The organism is Tatumella sp. JGM94, assembly GCF_018257595.1.
Taxonomy (GTDB): Bacteria; Pseudomonadota; Gammaproteobacteria; order Enterobacterales; family Enterobacteriaceae; genus Tatumella; species Tatumella punctata.
The window spans coordinates 109614-128023 of sequence record NZ_JAERJN010000002.1 but is presented as its reverse complement, the minus strand read 5'-3'; the positions used below and the strand labels follow the sequence as shown (position 1 = coordinate 128023).

20 protein-coding genes are annotated in these 18410 nt (G+C 52.6%); 3 read left to right on the top strand and 17 right to left on the bottom strand.

All coding sequences use genetic code 11. The annotated features are described in order from the left end of the window. Positions 1-32: 32 nt before the first annotated feature. Positions 33-1481 (top strand): MFS transporter, encoded by a 1449-nt coding sequence (locus tag JK216_RS02305; RefSeq protein WP_212711184.1) that lies wholly within the window; start codon positions 33-35, stop codon positions 1479-1481. Positions 1482-1565: 84 nt separating this feature from the next. Here the strand turns inward: JK216_RS02305 and fabB are convergent, their stop codons facing one another. Beyond that, the gene (gene fabB / locus JK216_RS02300; RefSeq protein ID WP_212707250.1) at positions 1566-2786 is read right to left on the bottom strand and encodes a beta-ketoacyl-ACP synthase I; all 1221 of its coding nucleotides are present in this window, start codon (positions 2784-2786) and stop codon (positions 1566-1568) included. Positions 2787-2941: 155 nt separating this feature from the next. Here fabB and mnmC point away from each other — a divergent pair, with 155 nt between their 5' ends. Beyond that, the gene (gene mnmC, locus JK216_RS02295; RefSeq protein ID WP_212707281.1) at positions 2942-4951 is read left to right on the top strand and encodes a bifunctional tRNA (5-methylaminomethyl-2-thiouridine)(34)-methyltransferase MnmD/FAD-dependent 5-carboxymethylaminomethyl-2-thiouridine(34) oxidoreductase MnmC; all 2010 of its coding nucleotides are present in this window, start codon (positions 2942-2944) and stop codon (positions 4949-4951) included. 21 nt (positions 4952-4972) lie between these two features. On the opposite strand, the gene JK216_RS02290 is transcribed toward mnmC, so the two are convergent. From JK216_RS02290 to prmB, 6 genes are all read right to left on the bottom strand, one after another. Beyond that, positions 4973-5254 (bottom strand): YfcL family protein, encoded by a 282-nt coding sequence (locus JK216_RS02290; RefSeq protein ID WP_212707251.1) that lies wholly within the window; start codon positions 5252-5254, stop codon positions 4973-4975. Positions 5255-5281: 27 nt separating this feature from the next. Then, positions 5282-5827, bottom strand: coding sequence for an elongation factor P hydroxylase (locus JK216_RS02285; protein ID WP_212707252.1), 546 nt, complete (start codon positions 5825-5827; stop codon positions 5282-5284). Between the two features lie 76 nt (positions 5828-5903). Further along, complete coding sequence (locus JK216_RS02280; RefSeq protein WP_212707253.1) at positions 5904-6698, bottom strand: TSUP family transporter; 795 nt, start codon at positions 6696-6698, stop codon at positions 5904-5906. 8 nt (positions 6699-6706) lie between these two features. Then, entirely contained in the window at positions 6707-7534 is an 828-nt protein-coding gene (mepA, locus tag JK216_RS02275; RefSeq protein ID WP_212711183.1) for a penicillin-insensitive murein endopeptidase, read from the bottom strand. A gap of 4 nt (positions 7535-7538) precedes the next feature. Continuing rightward, complete coding sequence (gene aroC / locus JK216_RS02270; protein ID WP_212707255.1) at positions 7539-8624, bottom strand: chorismate synthase; 1086 nt, start codon at positions 8622-8624, stop codon at positions 7539-7541. 54 nt (positions 8625-8678) lie between these two features. Then, positions 8679-9611 carry a 50S ribosomal protein L3 N(5)-glutamine methyltransferase gene (gene prmB, locus JK216_RS02265; RefSeq protein WP_212707256.1) on the bottom strand — a complete coding sequence of 311 codons (933 nt, stop codon included), beginning with the start codon at positions 9609-9611 and terminating at the stop codon, positions 8679-8681. A gap of 271 nt (positions 9612-9882) precedes the next feature. Here prmB and smrB point away from each other — a divergent pair, with 271 nt between their 5' ends. Continuing rightward, complete coding sequence (gene smrB, locus JK216_RS02260; protein ID WP_212711182.1) at positions 9883-10431, top strand: endonuclease SmrB; 549 nt, start codon at positions 9883-9885, stop codon at positions 10429-10431. A gap of 32 nt (positions 10432-10463) precedes the next feature. On the opposite strand, the gene sixA is transcribed toward smrB, so the two are convergent. The 10 genes from sixA to JK216_RS02210 all read right to left on the bottom strand — a co-directional run bounded on the left by sixA (position 10464) and on the right by JK216_RS02210 (position 18377). Further along, entirely contained in the window at positions 10464-10946 is a 483-nt protein-coding gene (gene sixA / locus JK216_RS02255) for a phosphohistidine phosphatase SixA (RefSeq protein WP_212707258.1), read from the bottom strand. Between the two features lie 381 nt (positions 10947-11327). Then, the gene (locus tag JK216_RS02250) at positions 11328-11624 is read right to left on the bottom strand and encodes a DUF406 family protein (protein WP_212707259.1); all 297 of its coding nucleotides are present in this window, start codon (positions 11622-11624) and stop codon (positions 11328-11330) included. Between the two features lie 213 nt (positions 11625-11837). After that, the gene (mlaA, locus tag JK216_RS02245) at positions 11838-12695 is read right to left on the bottom strand and encodes a phospholipid-binding lipoprotein MlaA (protein WP_212707260.1); all 858 of its coding nucleotides are present in this window, start codon (positions 12693-12695) and stop codon (positions 11838-11840) included. A 34-nt stretch (positions 12696-12729) separates the two neighbouring features. After that, the gene (gene ccmI, locus JK216_RS02240) at positions 12730-13944 is read right to left on the bottom strand and encodes a c-type cytochrome biogenesis protein CcmI (RefSeq protein WP_212711181.1); all 1215 of its coding nucleotides are present in this window, start codon (positions 13942-13944) and stop codon (positions 12730-12732) included. Beyond that, positions 13941-14399: a cytochrome c-type biogenesis protein gene (locus tag JK216_RS02235; RefSeq protein WP_212709971.1), complete on the bottom strand. Its 459-nt coding sequence runs from the start codon at positions 14397-14399 to the stop codon at positions 13941-13943. Before JK216_RS02235 ends, ccmI begins: the two co-directional genes overlap by 4 nt. A 4-nt stretch (positions 14400-14403) precedes the next feature. Then, complete coding sequence (locus tag JK216_RS02230; RefSeq protein WP_212709972.1) at positions 14404-14961, bottom strand: DsbE family thiol:disulfide interchange protein; 558 nt, start codon at positions 14959-14961, stop codon at positions 14404-14406. After that, positions 14958-16922 (bottom strand): heme lyase CcmF/NrfE family subunit, encoded by a 1965-nt coding sequence (locus JK216_RS02225; RefSeq protein ID WP_212707264.1) that lies wholly within the window; start codon positions 16920-16922, stop codon positions 14958-14960. Before JK216_RS02225 ends, JK216_RS02230 begins: the two co-directional genes overlap by 4 nt. Beyond that, a complete protein-coding gene (ccmE, locus tag JK216_RS02220) occupies positions 16919-17410 on the bottom strand; it encodes a cytochrome c maturation protein CcmE (RefSeq protein WP_212707265.1) in 492 nt (163 codons plus the stop codon). Before ccmE ends, JK216_RS02225 begins: the two co-directional genes overlap by 4 nt. Further along, entirely contained in the window at positions 17407-17640 is a 234-nt protein-coding gene (ccmD, locus tag JK216_RS02215; protein WP_212707282.1) for a heme exporter protein CcmD, read from the bottom strand. The genes ccmE and ccmD overlap by 4 nt, the downstream gene beginning before the upstream one ends. After that, positions 17640-18377, bottom strand: a complete 738-nt coding sequence (locus tag JK216_RS02210; RefSeq protein ID WP_212707266.1) for a heme ABC transporter permease — start codon at positions 18375-18377, stop codon at positions 17640-17642. Before JK216_RS02210 ends, ccmD begins: the two co-directional genes overlap by 1 nt. Between the last annotated feature and the right edge of the window lie 33 nt (positions 18378-18410).

Genomic DNA, 18410 nt, shown 5'->3' with positions numbered 1-18410 from the left:
TTCAGGAACTATTTATTAAAAAGGGAATTTATATGTCAAGTGATGAGAGTAAACGAGTCTCCACGGCAAATGATCCTGTATTGCCAGACCCGGTGCAACCGCCCGGCGACAGGTTTATTATAGGTATTGTCTTCGGAGTACTGACTTTCTGGCTATTCGCGCAGTCGATGTTTAATATCGCACCGGATATCCAAAAAGATATTAATATCAGTAATGAGTCCCTGAATCTGGCAATCAGCGCTACGGCGCTTTTTTCCGGCTGTTTTATTGTGGTTGCCGGGGGACTGGCTGATAAATTTGGCCTGATGCGGTTTACCTATCTTGGCTTTATCCTGAGTATTATCGGTTCTTTGCTGCTGATTATTGCCGACGGCAGTGCCATGCTGATCACCGGACGTATTATTCAGGGGCTTTCCGGGGCCTGTATTATGCCTGCCACCCTGGCGTTACTAAAAGTCTACTACCGCGGTGCACAGCGTCAGCGGGCTCTCAGTTTCTGGTCTATCGGATCCTGGGGCGGTTCAGGATTCTGTTCTCTGATGGGCGGCGCAATTGCTACCTGGTTTGGATGGCAATGGATATTTATTATTTCCATTATATTTTCCATCGCCGGGATGCTGCTGATGCGCGGTGTACCGGAGAAAAAAGCCCCGCGCACTACCGGTGAAACCCGTTTTGATAATCTGGGTGTGTTACTGTTTGTTATCTTCCTGCTCTGTCTGAACCTGGTTATCACCAAAGGCGCGGCATGGGGCTGGAGTGACATCATTACCCTGGGATTACTGGTGTTATGTGTCATTGGCGGGATTTTATTCTACCTCACTGAATCTGTGAAAAAATCGGCGGCATTTATCGACTTTTCACTGTTCAGAAATGCCCCTTACAGTGGCGCAACTTTCTCTAATTTTATGCTGAATGCCGTTGCCGGGACATTACTGGTTACCAATACCTATGTTCAGGAAGGACGCGGGTTCAGCCCCTTCCAGACGGGAATGCTGTCTATCGGTTACCTGATTGCTGTACTGGTGATGATCCGTGTCGGAGAAAAAATACTGCAATGGATTGGGGCAAAAAAACCGATGATTTTCGGTGCACTGATGACCGGTGCGGGTGTGGCGCTGATGTCTCTGACATTTCTGACTGACGGGGTATATATCAGTTCTGTGATGGCCGGATTTGTGCTATTTGGTTTAGGTCTGGGGTTTTATGCCACTCCGTCAACAGATACCGCCATATCTAATGCCCCGTCGGATAAAATAGGCACGGCTTCCGGCGTGTATAAAATGGCAAGTTCTCTCGGTGGTGCATTCGGGGTTGCTATTTCAGCCTCTATATATTCAGCCATGAAAGCATCGGGCATTTCGGTAGATATTTCTGCAATGACCGCCCTGCTGGTTAATGTCGGTTTCTGTATCCTGTCGGTACTGGCCGTCTGGGGTATGGTGCCTGCCAGTGCCGGTAAAACCGAACATTCACAGTAGTACAAATACCTGCCCGCACTGTCAGCGAAAAGGTATAAAAAAACCCGGCAATACACACTGCCGGGTTTTTCTTCGCCGTGACGATTATGCCTGATATTTACGCATCGTCAGTGTGGCGTTAGTACCACCGAAACCAAAGCTGTTAGACATAACTGTCGTCAGTTTTTTATCAGTAGCTTTGGTCACGATATTCAGACCATTTGCCGCTTCGTCCGGATCTTCAATATTGATACTTGGTGCAATAAACTCATGCTCCAGCATCAGCAGACTGTAAATCGCTTCCTGAACACCGGCAGCACCTAAGGAGTGACCAGTCATGGCTTTGGTTGCCGAAAGCGCCGGTGAGTTATCACCAAACACTTCACGGATAGCACCCAGTTCTTTTAAATCACCGACCGGCGTTGAAGTACCGTGGGTATTCAGATAATCAACCGGCGTGTCAACACCCTGCAATGCCATCTTCATACAACGTACTGCACCTTCACCAGACGGTGCAACCATGTCAGCACCATCAGATGTCGCACCATAACCCACGATTTCTGCATAAATGTGAGCACCACGGGCCAGTGCATGTTCCAGCTCTTCGACCACCACCATGCCACCGCCACCGGCAATAACGAAACCATCACGGTTTGCATCATAAGTACGTGATGCTTTTTCCGGGGTATCGTTGTATTTGGTTGACAGTGCGCCCATCGCATCAAACTCACAGGCCATTTCCCAGCTCAGTTCTTCACCGCCGCCGGCAAATACCACGTCCTGTTTACCTAACTGAATCTGTTCCACCGCATTACCGATGCAGTGCGCAGAGGTTGCACAGGCAGAACTGATTGAGTAGTTAACACCGTGAATTTTGAATGGTGTTGCCAGGCAGGCAGAAACCCCGGAAGCCATTGCTTTGGTCACAACATAAGGGCCAACGGCTTTCAGGCCACGCGGGCTGCGCATTGCATCAGCACCAAAGACCTGAAAACGCGGAGAACCACCGCCGGAACCGGCAATCAGACCGACACGCGGGTTATTCTGGTACTGCTCAACGCTCAGGCCGGAATCTTTAACCGCCTGTTCCATTGACAGGTAAGCATAAATAGAGGCGTCGCTCATAAAACGCACAACTTTGCGATCAATAAGGCCGGTGGTATCAAGTTTTACGTTACCCCAGACATGGCTGCGCATGCCCGCTTCTTTCATTTCCTCTGAAAAGGTGATACCCGAACGACCTTCCCGCAGGGACGCCAGAACTTCCTGCTGATTATTACCAATGCTGGAAACAATCCCCAGGCCAGTGATCACTGCACGTTTCATTCAAAATTCCTCTTTCACATCTCTTCGGTTTACGGTGCACTTTAGCGTACACTTGTAAGCCGAACAAGTCCGATCAGCAAATTCCCGTGTAAATTTGCGTCACCGTAATGATATCGATAAAATTAGTCTATTGCCTGACCAATGAGCCTTACGCCGTGAAACCCTGCCGAATAGAACATGCCACCCTCCGCTGGAACGAACAGGGTACACCTGTTTCTGATTTTTTTGATGACGTCTATTTTTCTAACGATAATGGTCTCAACGAAACCCGTTACGTTTTTCTCGGCGGGAACCAGCTTCCGCAACGTTTTTCCAGCCATCAGTCCGGACTTTTTATTGCCGCAGAGACCGGATTTGGTACCGGGCTCAACTTTCTCACCCTTTGGCAGGCATTCGATCAGGCGGTACGGGAAAACCCGGACGGAAAACTCCGGCGTCTGCACTTTATCAGCTGTGAAAAATTTCTGCTGACACGCGACGATATTATTGCCGCCCACCGGCACTGGCCGGAACTGGCCGGGTATGCACAACAGTTACAACAACAATGGCCGGATGCCGTCGCAGGCTGCCAGCGGATGATATTTAACCAGGGGCAGATAACGCTTGATCTGTGGCTCGGGGATATTAATCAGTTGATTGATAGTTTCGACGACAGCCTTAACCATCAGGTTGATGCCTGGTTTCTGGACGGTTTTGCGCCGTCAAAAAACCCTGACATGTGGAACGAGCGTCTGTTCAGTGCCATGGTCCGGTTGTCACGTGCCGGAGGCACCTTTGCAACCTTTACTGCCGCAGGGTTTGTTCGCCGTGGACTTCAGCAGGCAGGGTTCAGTGTCGAAAGACGTAAAGGTTTCGCCCATAAACGGGAAATGCTGTGTGGTTATTTGCCACAGACAGAGGCTCTGCCCTGCCGCCGTCCGTGGTTCCGGCGGCCGGCGGCCCGTGGAAAAGATATCGCCATTACCGGCGGGGGGATCGCCAGCGCCTGCCTGGCGCTGGCATTACTGCGCCGGGGATACCAGGTCAGTTTATATTGTGCCGATAGCGCCCCCGCCGGTAACGCCTCAGGTAACCGTCAGGGCGCACTTTATCCGTTACTGAACAGCCATGACCCGGCACTGGCAACCTTTTTCCCTGCCGCCTTCGGCTTTGCACGGCGCTTTTATGACAGCCTGCCGTGTGAATTTGAACATCAATGGAGCGGAGTATTACAACTGGGCTGGGACGATAAAAGCCGGCATAAAATCCGGCAAATGCTGGACATGGCCCTGCCGGAGACCCTGGCAACCGGCGTCGATGCGTCACAGGCCAGCGATCTGGCGGGGCTACCGCTGGCCTGCGGCGGCATTTGTTACCCGCAGGGTGGCTGGCTGAACCCTGGCCAATTAACCCGCGATATGTTCCGCCTTGCGCAACAGCAAGGCTTGCGCTGTTACTGGCAGCATGAACTGCAGCAGGCAGAGCCACAGAACGATGGCTGGCAGCTTCATTTTCGTCAACAGCCTGCTCGCCATCATAGTGTACTGGTGATGGCGAACGGACACCGGATAAATCAGTTAACTCAGTCAGCCAGATTACCGGTTTACTCGGTATCAGGCCAGGTCAGCCATATACCGGCAGCTCCGCAGTTATCAGCGCTGAAAACCGTCCTTTGCTATGACGGCTATCTGACCCCTCTCAGCGCAGAGCATCAGACCCATTGTATTGGTGCCAGTTACCACCGTGCTGAAGACACTGCCAGCTATCGGGAAACAGACCAGCAGCAAAACCGTCAGCGGCTGATCAATTGCCTGCCGGAAAGCGACTGGACCAGAGAGGTCGATGTATCTCAGCAGCAGGCTCGTAACGGAGTTCGTTGCGCTATTCGCGACCATTTACCAATGGTCGGTGCAATGCCCGATTATCAGGCCACTCTCAGCCAGTATGCAGACTTAGATACCCGCTGCGGGCAACCGGAAACGGTGACTCCGGCACCGGTCTGGCCACAGTTATACCTGCTGGCGGCGCTGGGTTCCCGCGGGTTATGCAGCGCACCGTTAGCTGCAGAAGTACTGGCAGCACAGATCAGTGGCGAACCTCAGCCTGTGGATCAGGATACCCTCGATGCTTTACAACCGAACCGTTTCTGGATAAGAAAATTACTGAAGGGACGGCCCGTAACCTGAAAGATCGCGGGCCGCGACGGCTTACTGTTTTGCAGCGGCCTTAAGGTACAGGCGTTGCCATAAGTCCAGCACCAGCACCTGATCCGGCGGCGACAACTCCTGCTGACGGATCGCCGCCTGCAGGCTCTGTTCAACCTGCTGTTTCAGTGCCTGCGGGCTGTCTTCGCCCCGCAGTTCCAGTTCCGCAACCGACTGGGTCAGATGCCCGCGTAAATAGCCCCCGGCAAACAACTGATCATCGGAAGCGCTTTCCACCATCTCATCTATCATTGCCAGGATCTGCGCTTCAATTTCAAGCATCAATCGGGACCTCTCATTAAATTTAAGTTATCAGGATAACTCTTCCGGCCACGGAAACTGCTGCAGGCTCAATGGCGGGGTCGAATAAAAATGGTTGAGCGCCTGTATAAAACGCTGCGGACGTTGCGGAATCCCCTGTTCAAGATAACCGGCAACCCGCTGATGCACCTTACGCTGAAAAGCCACCCTGTCCGGCTCACAATCACCGTCAAGGTTGTCACAGCTGACATTAAACGGAAAACCGGCTGCGACGGAAAACATCCATTCCAGTGCCTGCGGGGTCACTTCTACGGCTTCAAATTGCTGCTGAGTCTGCTGATCCCGCCCGTCCGGACAATACCAGTAGCCAAAATCTACCTGCTGGCGGCGTGCCTCTCCGGCAACACACCAGTGAGAAATCTCATGCATGGCGCTGGCATAAAAACCGTGGGCAAAAATAACACGGTGGAAGTCACTGTGTTGATCAGCCGGTAAATACACCGGCTCATCATCACCTTTGATCAGCCGGGTATTAAAATCTTTATAAAAACACTGGTCAAAAATGACCATCAGATCCTGATAATTATGTGTTGTCATCGGGTTGCTCTTATTCAGTTAACATCTCTGCCAGGCCGCAGGATCCTGCGGCTGAACTCCCTGTACGGCAAGGCATTCAGTGCCCTAATGCCCGCAAAATAGTCTGCCCGTGACTGTCCCACAATAATTTCAGGCTCATCACTACCGACACTGTCACCACCATTGGCCGGATCAGCTGATGGCCGCGGGTCAGTACCAGCCTGGCGCCGAGCCGCGCACCGCAAAATGCCCCCAGCAGCATAACGGCCCCCAGGCCCCATACCACCTGACCACCAAACATAAAAAACAGCAGCCCGGCCAGATTAGACGTAAAATTCAGGACTTTGGCATGTGCGGTGGCCTTCGCCAGATTAAAACCACACAGGGTAACAAATGCCAGTGCATAAAATGATCCGGCCCCGGGACCAAAGAATCCGTCATAGAAGCCAACACATCCCCCGCCAACGAATGCATAGGGTAATCCGGAGAGTCGTGACGCGCGGTCGGTTTCGCCCAGTTTCGGCATCAACAGAAACCAGAGACCGATACCTATTAACAAGACTGGCAGGATTTGGCGCAGCACATCAGCGCGCAGATGCTGAATGAGAATTGCCCCCAGCATGGCCCCGATAAATGTCATCGCAATATTTAACCGCTGTTCAGCCAGCCGCACCGCACCGCGACGCACAAAATACAGGCTGGCGGAAAAAGACCCGCCTACCGACTGTAATTTATTGGTTGCCAGCGCATGTGCCGGAGAGAGCCCGGCGGCAAGTAATGCAGGCACGGTGAGTAATCCGCCACCACCGGCAATGGAATCAATAAACGCGGCAGCAACTGCCACCAGAAATAATAATGCTACCATCCAGGGACTGACTAAAAACCACTCCATAGGGTTCCTTACAGTAAATGTTTATCGAGCAGTGCCTGACACCCGTCAGGCAGCGGCGGAGGCGTCCGTTTTAGCGGCGGACTACTGCCCGGTTTCGCTGGCAGGAACCAGCTGTGTAGTTCTGCTCCGCAGCCATCACCCGGCGGCGGTGGCGACTGATCCTGACATTCGGTACTGCCAGCCGGACAACTCAGCCGGACATGCATATGTGCGCGGTGTGCAAACCACGGACGGACTTTACGCAGCCAGCCACGGTCGCTGCCCGCCTGCAGACAAAGCTGTTGTTTAATTGCCGGATTGACAAAAATCCGCGACACCTGCGGATCTTCTGCCGCCAGCTTGATCATCTCTGGGACTGCAGGGGTCCAGTGGCGGGCAACAACCTGATTACCCTCTGCGGTGACCAGGTCAAGCGGTTGGGGGTGCAGCAGTTGCTGTGCACTCCAGCGCGATGCCGGCAGCTGTAACCAGATATCCACATCCAGCCCGGTCTGATGACTGGCATGTCCGCTACTGAAACGTCCTCCGGCGGCCATCCCCATATCACCGATCAGTACTTCCCCCAGCCGGTGTTGTGCCACCCGGCCAGAAAAACGCTGTATAAAACGGATAAGGTCCGGATGCCCAAAATAACGCCGCTGATCCTGACGCATCACCTGATAATGGTCTGCATTCAGGGGCAGACTCTGCGCTCCGATAATACAGCCATTAGCAAAACTGCCAATCGATTGTGGCGGGCCACTGACAGGATGCTGAATATTCTGCCAGGGAGTACCCGCAGCCAGCGCTCCGGCACTCAGTAATAACATCAGGACAGCCAGCGTATATTCTTTCATAGAATTACCAGCGGGGGACGGTAGTCACAACATCTGCACATTGGGCACGATGACGGAGCAGATGATCCATCAGGGTAATCGCCATCATCGCTTCGGCAATCGGTACCGCACGGATACCGACACAAGGATCATGACGCCCTTTGGTAATCATCTCCGTTTCTTCACCATCACGGGTAATGGTTTTTCCGGGCACCGTGATACTGGACGTCGGTTTCAGCGCCAGGGTCGCCCGAATGGTTTGCCCGCTGCTGATCCCGCCCAGAATACCGCCTGCATGATTACTCTGAAAACCATCACTGCGAATTTCATCACGATGCTGGCTGCCACGCTGGGTGACAACGTCAAAACCATCACCGATTTCGACACCTTTCACCGCATTAATACTCATCAGTGCATGGGCCAGATCGGCATCCAGCCGATCAAAAACCGGCTCTCCCAGTCCCGGCGGGACACCCTCGGCAACCACAGACACTTTGGCTCCGATGGAATCACCTTCTTTTTTCAGGCCTCGCAGCAATTCATCCAGCGCCGCCAGTGAGCTCTCATCCGGGGAAAAGAACGGATTCTGTTCAACCTGCTGCCAGTCGCGTAACTCGCAGTGTACATCCCCCATCTGGGCCAGATAGCCGCGCACCACAATACCGTGGGTCATCTGCAGATATTTCTTGGCTATCGCCCCTGCGGCGACCCGCATTGCCGTTTCACGGGCAGAAGAACGCCCGCCGCCGCGGTAATCGCGCAGACCGTATTTTTGTTCGTAGGTATAGTCAGCGTGTCCCGGACGGAACAGATCTTTAATTGCACCATAATCCTGTGAACGCTGATCCGTATTTTCGATCAACAGTCCAATAGAAGTGCCGGTGGTCACACCTTCAAACACACCGGACAAAATACGAACCTGATCAGGTTCACGCCGCTGGGTGGTATAACGTGACGTCCCCGGACGGCGACGGTCCAGATCGTGCTGAATATCTGCTTCCGTTAACGGGATTCCGGGAGGCACACCATCGACAATACAGCCTAATGCAATCCCGTGAGACTCACCAAAGGTGGTGACTTTAAAAAGTTGTCCGATACTGTTTCCGGCCATGGTGGTTCCTTGTTGCTGAATCACAGACCGGCAGGCCGCCGGTCCGCCCTGAAATTAAAACTGATACTGTCTGAAATAAGGTTGTGCTTCAATCAGTTGCTGACGGTCCAGCATAAATACCCCGTCGCCGCCGTTATCAAATTCCAGCCAGGTAAAGGGGACTTCCGGATATTGTTCAATCATATGCACCATGCTGTTGCCGACTTCACAAATCAGTACACCGTCATCAGTCAGATAATCGGCTGCATTTGCCAGAATACGCTGAACTAATACCAGCCCGTCAATACCCGCCGCCAGGCCCAGTTCCGGCTCATGACGATATTCATCCGGCAAATCACCCATATCTTCCGCATCCACATACGGAGGATTAGTGACAATCAGATCATATTTAATCGCCGGTAAATCGCGGAATAAGTCAGAACGTAATGGCGTAACCTGCTGGAGTAAACCATGAGTCTCAATATTTTGCTCGGTAACTGCCAGCGCATCGGCTGAAATATCCACCGCGTCCACTTCTGCTTCCGGAAACTCATAAGCACAGGCAATCGCAATACAGCCACTGCCGGTACACATATCCAGAATACGCTCCGGCGCGCTGTTAACCAGCCCGGAAAAACGCTGATTAATCAGTTCACCGATCGGTGAACGTGGGACCAGCACCCGTTCATCCACATAAAACTCATGCCCGCAGAACCAGGCTTTATGTGTCAGATAAGCGACCGGGACACGTTCATTTACCCGGCGCACTACCCGCTCAACTATCTGTTTTTTCTCACTGGTCGTCAGACGGGCATAATGCATATCTTCCGGAATTTCCGGTGGCAGACAGAGTGTTGGCAATACCAGCTGAACAGCTTCGTCCCAGGGATTATCTGTACCATGCCCATACCAGATATCAGCCGCAGAAAAACGACTCACTGCCCAGCGCAGCATATCCTGAATTGTGTGCAGTTCATTGACTGCCTCATCGACGAAAATTTTGTCCACATTGCCCTCCGGGGACGATATCTGAATCCGGGCTGTAGTTTGCCATGAAGTGATTCAGAATTCAGCGCCGTAATGATAAAAAGGCGGCTTTTATCTGTTATCCTGAGGTTGTTTCACCAAACAGACAAAAAACACCGTCATCTTCGGCGGGCAGACAACCTCTCTGCGGCGAAGCCCCCGACGGTCCGGGGGCACTCAGAAAGGTATTTGCTTTTTGCAGAGAAGCCACGAAGAATAGCCGATTAACCGCCCAGATAAAGTCAGTGGTCATATGAACGATAAAAAAACCCCCTCTGAAGACCAGGCGCTGTTCCGGCAATTGATGTCAGATACCAGGCGCCTCAGGCAGGATACCGTTCTGCATAAACCGGTACGTACGAAAAGCAGTCATCTCCCGGAAAAACGAGCCCTGTCAGAACAGGCGGATCACAGTCATTACTTTTCCGATGAGTTCCAGCCCTTCTTATCCGAAGAAGGTCCGGTGCGTTACGTACGGACTGACGTCAGCCACTATGAATTAAAGAAACTGCGCCGCGGGGACTATACTCCCGAGATTTTTCTGGATTTACATGGCCTGACCCAACAACAAGCGAAGCAGGAACTGGGGGCATTACTTGCCGCCTGTCGTCGCGAACACCTGTTTTGTGCCAGTGTTATGCACGGGCACGGTAAGCGGATACTTAAGCAACAAACGCCATTGTGGCTGGCACAGCACCCTTTTGTCATGGCATTTCATCAGGCACCGCGTATGTTCGGCGGGGATGCGGCATTGCTGGTATTAATTGAAACCGAAGAGTGGCAGCCGCCGGACTTACCCTGACCCACGGGGCATCTCAGCCCTGTGGTCCGGTGTCAGATAGCTTTATCGAGTTTTGAAGGGCTGGTTTGCCAGAGCAGTTCACCGTTGCCGGTATTTTCGTCATAACAGACACAGGCAATACCCGAGGTGGCAAACATTGGCGGTGCTTCCTGCGGACACAGGGCAGAAACCAGGTAACCTACCAGCGGCAAATGAGACACCACCAGTACGGCAGCCACCCCGTCTTTCGCTAACACCTGCAGATAGCTGGCAACCATTTCAGCATCTCCTGACGGGGTCAGCTCAGGCAATACTTCAAACTGCTGCGGAAGCTGCATACAGTCCCTGACTTCCGACAGTGTCTGTTCAGCCCGCAGATACGGGCTGACCAGCACCCTTTCAATACTGACCCTTTGTTTACCCAGCCAGCTGGCCATTTGTCGTGATTCGCTGCATCCGCAATGGGTTAAAGGTCTGGCTGAATCACAGTCCGCGTCGAGCGCCGCTTCACCGTGACGCATAATATAAACTTGCATATGGCACCGCTGTTAATAGAAAAAAGAACGGTTTCATCACCTGCAATAAGCTGCAACAAGTAATAAAGCAGGTGTTTTACCTAAAGCCCGTGCTCCAGTCAACCAATTGTTTATTTACTGAACAGGCAATTTTACCGCGGTTTGACCCTGCGCAAACCTTCACCGGTTAATGTCTGCCTGCGCGCTGTCGCGACAGGGAACTATAACTTTCGGCACTGTTTGCCGGGAAATCGGTGACAATGGTACAGATGACTAATCGGCAGGCGTACCTGAAAACTGAAGTTGTGGAAACAAATACAAAACAACAAACACAATCAGCAACAGAAAAGTGGCAACAGGAAAGAAAGAAAAACGGGGCCGGACACCGGCCCCTGCGGGAAATTAACGCAGCCCCAGCTGGAAAATCATATTCTCCGCCTGACAGCTGAAAATAAACTCAGCCTGCAAGCGAACGCCAGCAGGGTCGTCAGAAAAGGTTGCCTGAATCTCACAGGGTGAAGATTCCACCGCCCGTGCTTTTTCCGTCAGCGCTTTCAGGGCAGCATCTGCGGCAGCCCGATCCGCATAGCTGGCCGACCAGCTGGCGGTGCAGTCGCTGTTATCAATCATGGTGCCAACATCCACACAGCAACAGGCGGCCGTTTCGTTAGCACTACACTTTTTAATTGCATCAGTCATTTTGTGCTCCGGTGCGTTTATGAATCACTGAGCACAGTGTACGCCTCCCGCGGAGGACTGTGCCAGATGAAAGCATGCCTTCCGTACGGAGAACACCGAAAGCTTGATCCAAAGCAACAACCCCACTGTCAGCCAGAAACGTCATCCGTCATAAACAGCACGGGCCGGAAAAATCCGGCCCGTGGGGATCCCGCAGGGAGTGGTCAGCGGGGATCAGTCAGCATCAATTTCGCTTAAATCACCCTGAATAGCCTGAGCATTCGGGTTAACTTCCGGTTTTAATTTACCGCCACTGGCAAGGAAATCGTAGCGCTGGAAGTAAGCATTACGGATAAAGGCGTAAGGATCACTTTGCTGTTTCAGGATAGCATCCGAATCGAGCAATTCAGCCCGTGTCTCGATCCCCTGCAATGCCCATTTGCCGGCCGAAAGCCAGATTGTCAGCCAGCTTAATGGCGGATACAGGGTATCTACCGCATCTCCTCCGTCCTGACGTACGGTGAAACTGCCATATCCCGGTAATTCCACATAAGGACCATAGCCAACCCCATAATGCCCCAGGGTGCTGCCGAAGCCATAGGCATGTTCACGGGCCAGTGCCGGATTCGCTTTACCTGCTACGTCAATAAACCCGCCCAGCCCCAGAGTACTGTTCAGGAAAAAGCGGGTAAAGTGGATAGCAGCACGGCGCACATCCCCCTGTAACAGGTAGTTAACCATACTGGAAGGTTCATCCAGGTTACTCAGCGCATTACTCAGACCGTTCCTCGCCGGGACCGGCAGGTAATCCCGCCAGGCCACGGCTACCGGCCGAAGCACATAAGGGTCCAGCACGTTATAGTTAAAGTTAAACATCGTGCGGTTAAAACTTTCCAGCGGATCACTGCGTTGCCCTGAACCGGAGGCAGCGGCAGGCTGTGACTGCGGAACCGGAGTCTGCGCGGCAGCAGCCCTCCGTAGCTGCGACTCGGGTTTAACGGCCGGTGTGACATTGTCGGCTGCCGGTTTTGAACCGGCGCACCCCACCAGCAGTAAACTGGCCACCCCCAAACAGGTCAGGCGGTAATGCATGCTGAGCTCCCTGTGCAATAAACGATTTCTTAATTCAGGGCTGCTGCTGGTTGATATCAACAGCCACTGTCTGTTTACCAGTATAGTGGATTTTTCCGGTTTGCCCGTACCAGTCACCCGGCTGAGGGTTTGCGCTTCCGTTACGGGAGATTCGCACCCTGACCTGAAGAGTATGCTGTGCTGATAACAAACGTTCCGGCATCATGGCATTGCTGTCATCGAGGGTCAGAGTCAGCGGGAAATGGCTCAATGGCAGACGTTTTACCGCCACCGGCACCGGAGAAACACCATCAGTCACGGAAATATACAATATTCCGTCCGGTGTTAACATTTTTTCCGCCTGCGGGGTAATAGCAACCTGCAATGTCAGGCTGCTGGTTTGCTGCCCCGCATTGGTCCTGGCCTGCTCTATTCCTTTACGTACCGCGTCTGCTTCCTTCGAATCGGCCGGTAACAGGGTTAGCATTTTTTGCCAATAGCTGATGGCTTTATCGTAATTTTGTTCGGTAAAACTCACCGCCGCCAGCAGGCTCAGGATACGCAGATTCTGCGGCGCAGTGCGCAGCATATCCCCCAGCATAACTTCTGCCTGCCGGTTATCCTGTGGATCCGGCGAGCGTACCAGCACTTCAGCATAATCCAGTTTCAGATCACTGTTGTCCGGCGATAGCTTCAGTGCCCGCTGGAACGCCTGGCTGGAAAGAGGCACATTATTCAGCACCATGCCTAACCGGCCAAGCATCGCCCAGTCATTAATATTGTCCGGATCCGATAGCAGGGAGGTTCTCAGGCCGACTTCAAAATCCGCCAGTTCCTGCATATTCAGGTTTTTCCCCTGCGGATCCATCAGGCGCTGGCGTAATGCCGGATACTCATCACGGATTTGCGTCCACTGCATCACCTGCAACAAGCCACCGGTTTTCAGATACATGCCGAGGGTCACCAGCACTAACACCACCAGCCCGGGCCACAATACCCAGCGGCCACTGGTCCGGACCTGCTGAGCGGGTTGCTGTTCCGGAATATCAGTGAGTAATGTTTGCTGTAACTCAGCAATCATTTCCTGCTTCCCGGCCACCACGCCTTGCTGTTCATCGTCATCAAGTTCGTTCAGCCGCTGGCGATAAAAGGTTTTATTCAGCTGATCACGCTGATTACTGGTGTCCTTCCCCGAACGCCAGCCACTGGTCAGGATTAATGCACACGCCGCCAGCAATAAAATACAGATGCTTAACCAAAGGGCACTCATAGCGGTTTCCCGTCATTATCCAGTAACGCAGCCAGTCTTTGCTGTTCGCTGATATCCAGCTGGCTGCTTATTTTTTTTCTTCTGCTGCGTAAAATAATCAACGCAGCACCTGCAATCACAAATAAAGCCGGCCCGACCCATAAAATAAGGGTCGAGGGGGTTACCGGCGGCTCATAGGTCACAAAATTACCGTAGCGGCCCACCATATAATTAATAATCTGCTGCCGGCTCTGACCTTGCTGCATCAGCTCATACACTTTCTGCCGCATATCGGCAGCAATCATCGCCCCGGAATCAGCAATACTGTTATTCTGGCATTTAGGACAGCGCAGAGACTGAGTCAAATCACGGTACTGCTCTTCCTGTGCCAGTGACGTAAAGTGATAAGTATCAATAGCCGCCCACAGACTAAAGCTGGTCAGCATGGCAGCCACAAACAAAATCAGTTTTTTCATCCGCTCAGTTCCCCGCTAACTTACTGTATTTATTCCACAGCGGTTCAACCTGCTGCTGCCAGACACGGGCATTCATATCACCTGCATGGCGGTAACGGATAATGCCTTTACCATCAATCAGGAAAGTTTCAGGTGCACCATAGACACCTAAGTCCAGCCCCAGCATACCGTTACCGTCATACAGACTCAGCGCATAAGGATTGCCCAGAGTATTCAGCCAGTTAACTGCTTTGACCCGATTATCTTTATAATTCAGCCCCACTACCCTGACTCCTTTCTCGGCCAGAGTATTCAGGTACTCATGTTCCGCACGGCAGGTAGGGCACCATGTCGCCCATACATTCAGCAGTACCGGTTTTCCATCCACCAGTGCACTCTGGTTGTAATATTTCCCCGGCGTCTGCAATGACTCGAGTTTAAATACCGGCACCGGTTTACCGACCAGCGCAGACTCCAGCAAGGTCGGGTCATCCCCCTCAGCATTACGGTTCAGTTGCCAGAGTAAGGCTGCCGCCAGCAGTAAAAATAACACTAACGGAATAAACAGGATTTTCTTGTTCATGACTGGGGCTCCTGCTGTGACTGCGCTTTTTTACGGGAGCGATATCGCGGATCCAGCAGACACAGAATACCGCCAACCGCCATAAAGACGCCGCCGAACCAAATCCAGCGCACAAAAGGTTTGTAATAGATACGCACCGCCCAGGAACCCTGGCCAATTTCTTCGCCCAGCGCAGCATACAGGTCACGGCTGAAACCACCACTGATCGCCGCTTCTGTCATCATGGTACGGGCTGCGGTGTAGAAACGTTTTTCGGCATGTAACACCGCTTCCTGTTTACCGTTACGGGTGACATCAATAATCGCCACCCCGCCTGTATAGTTCGGGCCTGTCAGGCGCTGAACATCGCGGAACAGAAAATGGTAATTATGAATATCGACCGTATCTCCGGCTTTCATCCGCACATCCCGTTCAACACTGTACTGGGTACTGAAAGCAATCCCGATCACTGTCACCGCGACACCCAGATGTCCCAGCACCATCCCCCAGTGACTGCGGGAAAGATGGGTCAGGCCACGCCAGAAGCTATGGCGATGAGTTGCACGCTCATGCAATTCCATCAGGGTCAGCAGAATAACCCATACAGACATCAGCAAACCGACCACGGTCATCGCTTCAATACGATCCTGCAGCAGCAATGGCAGAACAATTGACGCTATCAGCGTAACCACCGCCGCAATAATCAGCCGCTTATACAGCTTTTGCGGCTCATCACGACGCCAGCGAACCAGCGGTCCGATACCCAGCATCAGAGCAAACGGCGCCATAATCCAGGTAAACATGGTATTAAAGAACGGCGCGCCAATCGAAATACTGCCCAGCCCCAGCTCTTTATGTACCAGGGGTAATAAAGTGCCCAGTAATACCACCAGCATCGCAGCAATCAGCAAAACGTTGTTGCCCAGCAGGAATGATTCACGTGACCAGCCGTCATTTTGTACCCGGCTGCGTACTTTACCGCCACGCAATGCGTACAACAGTAATGAACTGCCGATAACAATCACCAGAAAGATAAGAATAAAGATCCCGCGGGACGGATCCGACGCGAAGGAGTGCACCGAGACCAGCACCCCGGAACGGACCAGGAAGGTGCCCAGCAGACTCAGTGAAAACGCCGTGATGGCCAGCAGGACGGTCCAGGATTTGAAAGAACCTCGCTTTTCGGTAACTGCCAGTGAATGGATCAATGCGGTGCCCGCCAGCCACGGCATCAGCGACGCGTTCTCGACCGGATCCCAGAACCACCAGCCTCCCCAGCCGAGTTCGTAATACGCCCAGGCAGAGCCTAAAACGATACCGATAGTCAGAAACACCCAGGCTGCCGTGGTCCACGGACGCGACCAGCGTGCCCATGCGGTATCCAGGCGTCCGGTCATCAGTGAGGCAATCGCAAAAGCAAAAGCCACCGAGAACCCGACATACCCCATATATAACAGCGGCGGATGGAAAATCAGTCCGATATCCTGCAACATCGGGTTAAGATCACTGCCATCGACCGGAAAGTCAGGCAGAGTACGGATAAACGGGTTAGATGTCAGCGTAATAAACAGCAAAAACCCGAGGTTAATCATCCCCATAACCGCCAGAACCCTGGCAATCGCGTCCTGAGGCATACTGCGGCTCAGCAACGCGACTGCCAGTGTCCAGCCGCTGAGCATCAGCAGCCACAACAGCAACGAGCCTTCATGCGCCCCCCAGGTGGCCGCAATCCGGTACCAGACCGGCAGCATACTGTTCGAGTTTTCAGCGACATAAGCCACAGTAAAGTCATTAACAATAAAAGCATGTACCAGAATCAGAAACGCACCGGCAATACAGGCAAATAACCCATAACTCAGAGGTCTGGCCAGTCCCATCAGCCGGTTATCCAGCCTTGCCGCACCCCATAACGGGTAAATACTTAATAACAATGCCAGGCCCAGCGCCAGACATAACAGAAAACTGCCTATTTCAGGGATCATGGTTGCTCACCTTGTCCGTTCTGGTAGCGATCGGCAGGCCCTTTATGGTTCTGTTTCATCGCATCCTCAATTTCCGGGGGAGTATATTTTTCATCATGCTTGGCCAGCACTTGCTGTGCTTTAATCAGGTTGCCGTCTTCCAGTACCCCCTGGGCGACAATCCCCTGCCCTTCACGGAACAGATCAGGAAGAATGCCGACATAGCTGACATCCACTACACCGTTAGCATCATAGAGCTTGAATTCCACCGCGAGACTGTCAGGGTCACGTTTTACGCTGCCCGGCATCACCATGCCGCCAATACGTAAATGCTGCCCGACATGGGGTTTTTCCAGATGCTGCGGACCACGCCCGTGAAGAACTTCACTGGGGGTGTAGAACAAATCAATGTTTGAACGCAGGGCATACATAACCAAACCGGTCGCCAGCCCGAGGCCGGCCAGTATTGCCACCACAACCTGTAAGCGGCGACGACGACGAATGTTCACAAGTGATCTCCTGCCTTGTTAGCGGCGGTTTTTTTCTGTTTTGCGGCGCTGATCCGGCGTTCACGGGATTCACGCTGTCTTATTTGTTTTAATAATTGTTTTCGTTGTAGCAGGGTATGGATGATCAGGCATCCGAAGGCCAGTAAGGTAAAACCAACAGATAACCAGACGTAAAAGGCATAGCCTCCCATCTGGAAAAAACTTGTCCACGAAGAAAATGCCGGAGTCATCATTTACGCCCCTTATTAGCAATGGCAGAAACCCAGGGACGGTTTCGTTCAGTAAACAGAATAAGGTTACGTAAACGCATCAGGGTAAGAGAGATGAAAACCAGCAGGTAACCGAGAATTGACCAGCGTAACGGGCTACGCATCGGCGGGGCGATATCCTGCTGAAGCAGTCCGGAAGACGCCTGGTGCAGGGTATTCCACCACTGTACCGAATAATGAATAATCGGCAGGTTTACCACACCAACCAGAATTAAGATGCCGGCAGCACGTCCGGCAACCCGGCGATCGTCGAAAGCATTATAGAGGGTAATGACCCCCATATAGATAAACAGTAACACCAGTTCCGATGTCAGACGCGCATCCCACACCCACCAGGTGCCCCACATGGGTTTACCCCATGCAGACCCGGTAATCAGAGCGATAAAAGTAAATACCGCCCCCACCGGAGCCATCGCCGCCGCAACCAGGTCTGACATTTTCATTTGCCAGACCAGCCCGATAAAAGCCGCAATCGCCATTGATGCATAGACGCCCATTGACCACATGGCTGCCGGCACATGAATATACATAATACGGTAACTGTCGCCCTGCTGGTAATCAGGGGGGGCAAAACCGAACCCCCAAATCCAGCCTGTCAGCAATGTGACTAATGCTGCCAGGCTTACCCACGGGATAAATTTACCGCAAACGTTATAAAGTCTCTCTGGCCTGGCCAGTTGGTGTAACCATTTCCACATTTTGTATTGCTCACTAATATTTACTAAAAGCAG

Bases quoted from the DNA above. Each gene is read 5' to 3' on its own strand.
- ccmD (WP_212707282.1), bottom strand. From the start codon at position 17,640: ATGACTCCGGCATTTTCTTCGTGGACAAGTTTTTTCCAGATGGGAGGC.
- JK216_RS02225 (WP_212707264.1), bottom strand. From the start codon at position 16,922: ATGATCCCTGAAATAGGCAGTTTTCTGTTATGTCTGGCGCTGGGCCTG.
- ccmI (WP_212711181.1), bottom strand. From the start codon at position 13,944: ATGAGTGCCCTTTGGTTAAGCATCTGTATTTTATTGCTGGCGGCGTGT.
- JK216_RS02210 (WP_212707266.1), bottom strand. From the start codon at position 18,377: ATGTGGAAATGGTTACACCAACTGGCCAGGCCAGAGAGACTTTATAAC.
- JK216_RS02305 (WP_212711184.1), top strand. From the start codon at position 33: ATGTCAAGTGATGAGAGTAAACGAGTCTCCACGGCAAATGATCCTGTA.
- mepA (WP_212711183.1), bottom strand. From the start codon at position 7,534: ATGAAAGAATATACGCTGGCTGTCCTGATGTTATTACTGAGTGCCGGA.
- JK216_RS02285 (WP_212707252.1), bottom strand. From the start codon at position 5,827: ATGACAACACATAATTATCAGGATCTGATGGTCATTTTTGACCAGTGT.
- mlaA (WP_212707260.1), bottom strand. From the start codon at position 12,695: ATGCATTACCGCCTGACCTGTTTGGGGGTGGCCAGTTTACTGCTGGTG.
- JK216_RS02280 (WP_212707253.1), bottom strand. From the start codon at position 6,698: ATGGAGTGGTTTTTAGTCAGTCCCTGGATGGTAGCATTATTATTTCTG.
- JK216_RS02235 (WP_212709971.1), bottom strand. From the start codon at position 14,399: ATGAAAAAACTGATTTTGTTTGTGGCTGCCATGCTGACCAGCTTTAGT.
- sixA (WP_212707258.1), bottom strand. From the start codon at position 10,946: ATGCAAGTTTATATTATGCGTCACGGTGAAGCGGCGCTCGACGCGGAC.
- JK216_RS02250 (WP_212707259.1), bottom strand. From the start codon at position 11,624: ATGACTGATGCAATTAAAAAGTGTAGTGCTAACGAAACGGCCGCCTGT.
- aroC (WP_212707255.1), bottom strand. From the start codon at position 8,624: ATGGCCGGAAACAGTATCGGACAACTTTTTAAAGTCACCACCTTTGGT.
- smrB (WP_212711182.1), top strand. From the start codon at position 9,883: ATGAACGATAAAAAAACCCCCTCTGAAGACCAGGCGCTGTTCCGGCAA.
- JK216_RS02230 (WP_212709972.1), bottom strand. From the start codon at position 14,961: ATGAACAAGAAAATCCTGTTTATTCCGTTAGTGTTATTTTTACTGCTG.
- fabB (WP_212707250.1), bottom strand. From the start codon at position 2,786: ATGAAACGTGCAGTGATCACTGGCCTGGGGATTGTTTCCAGCATTGGT.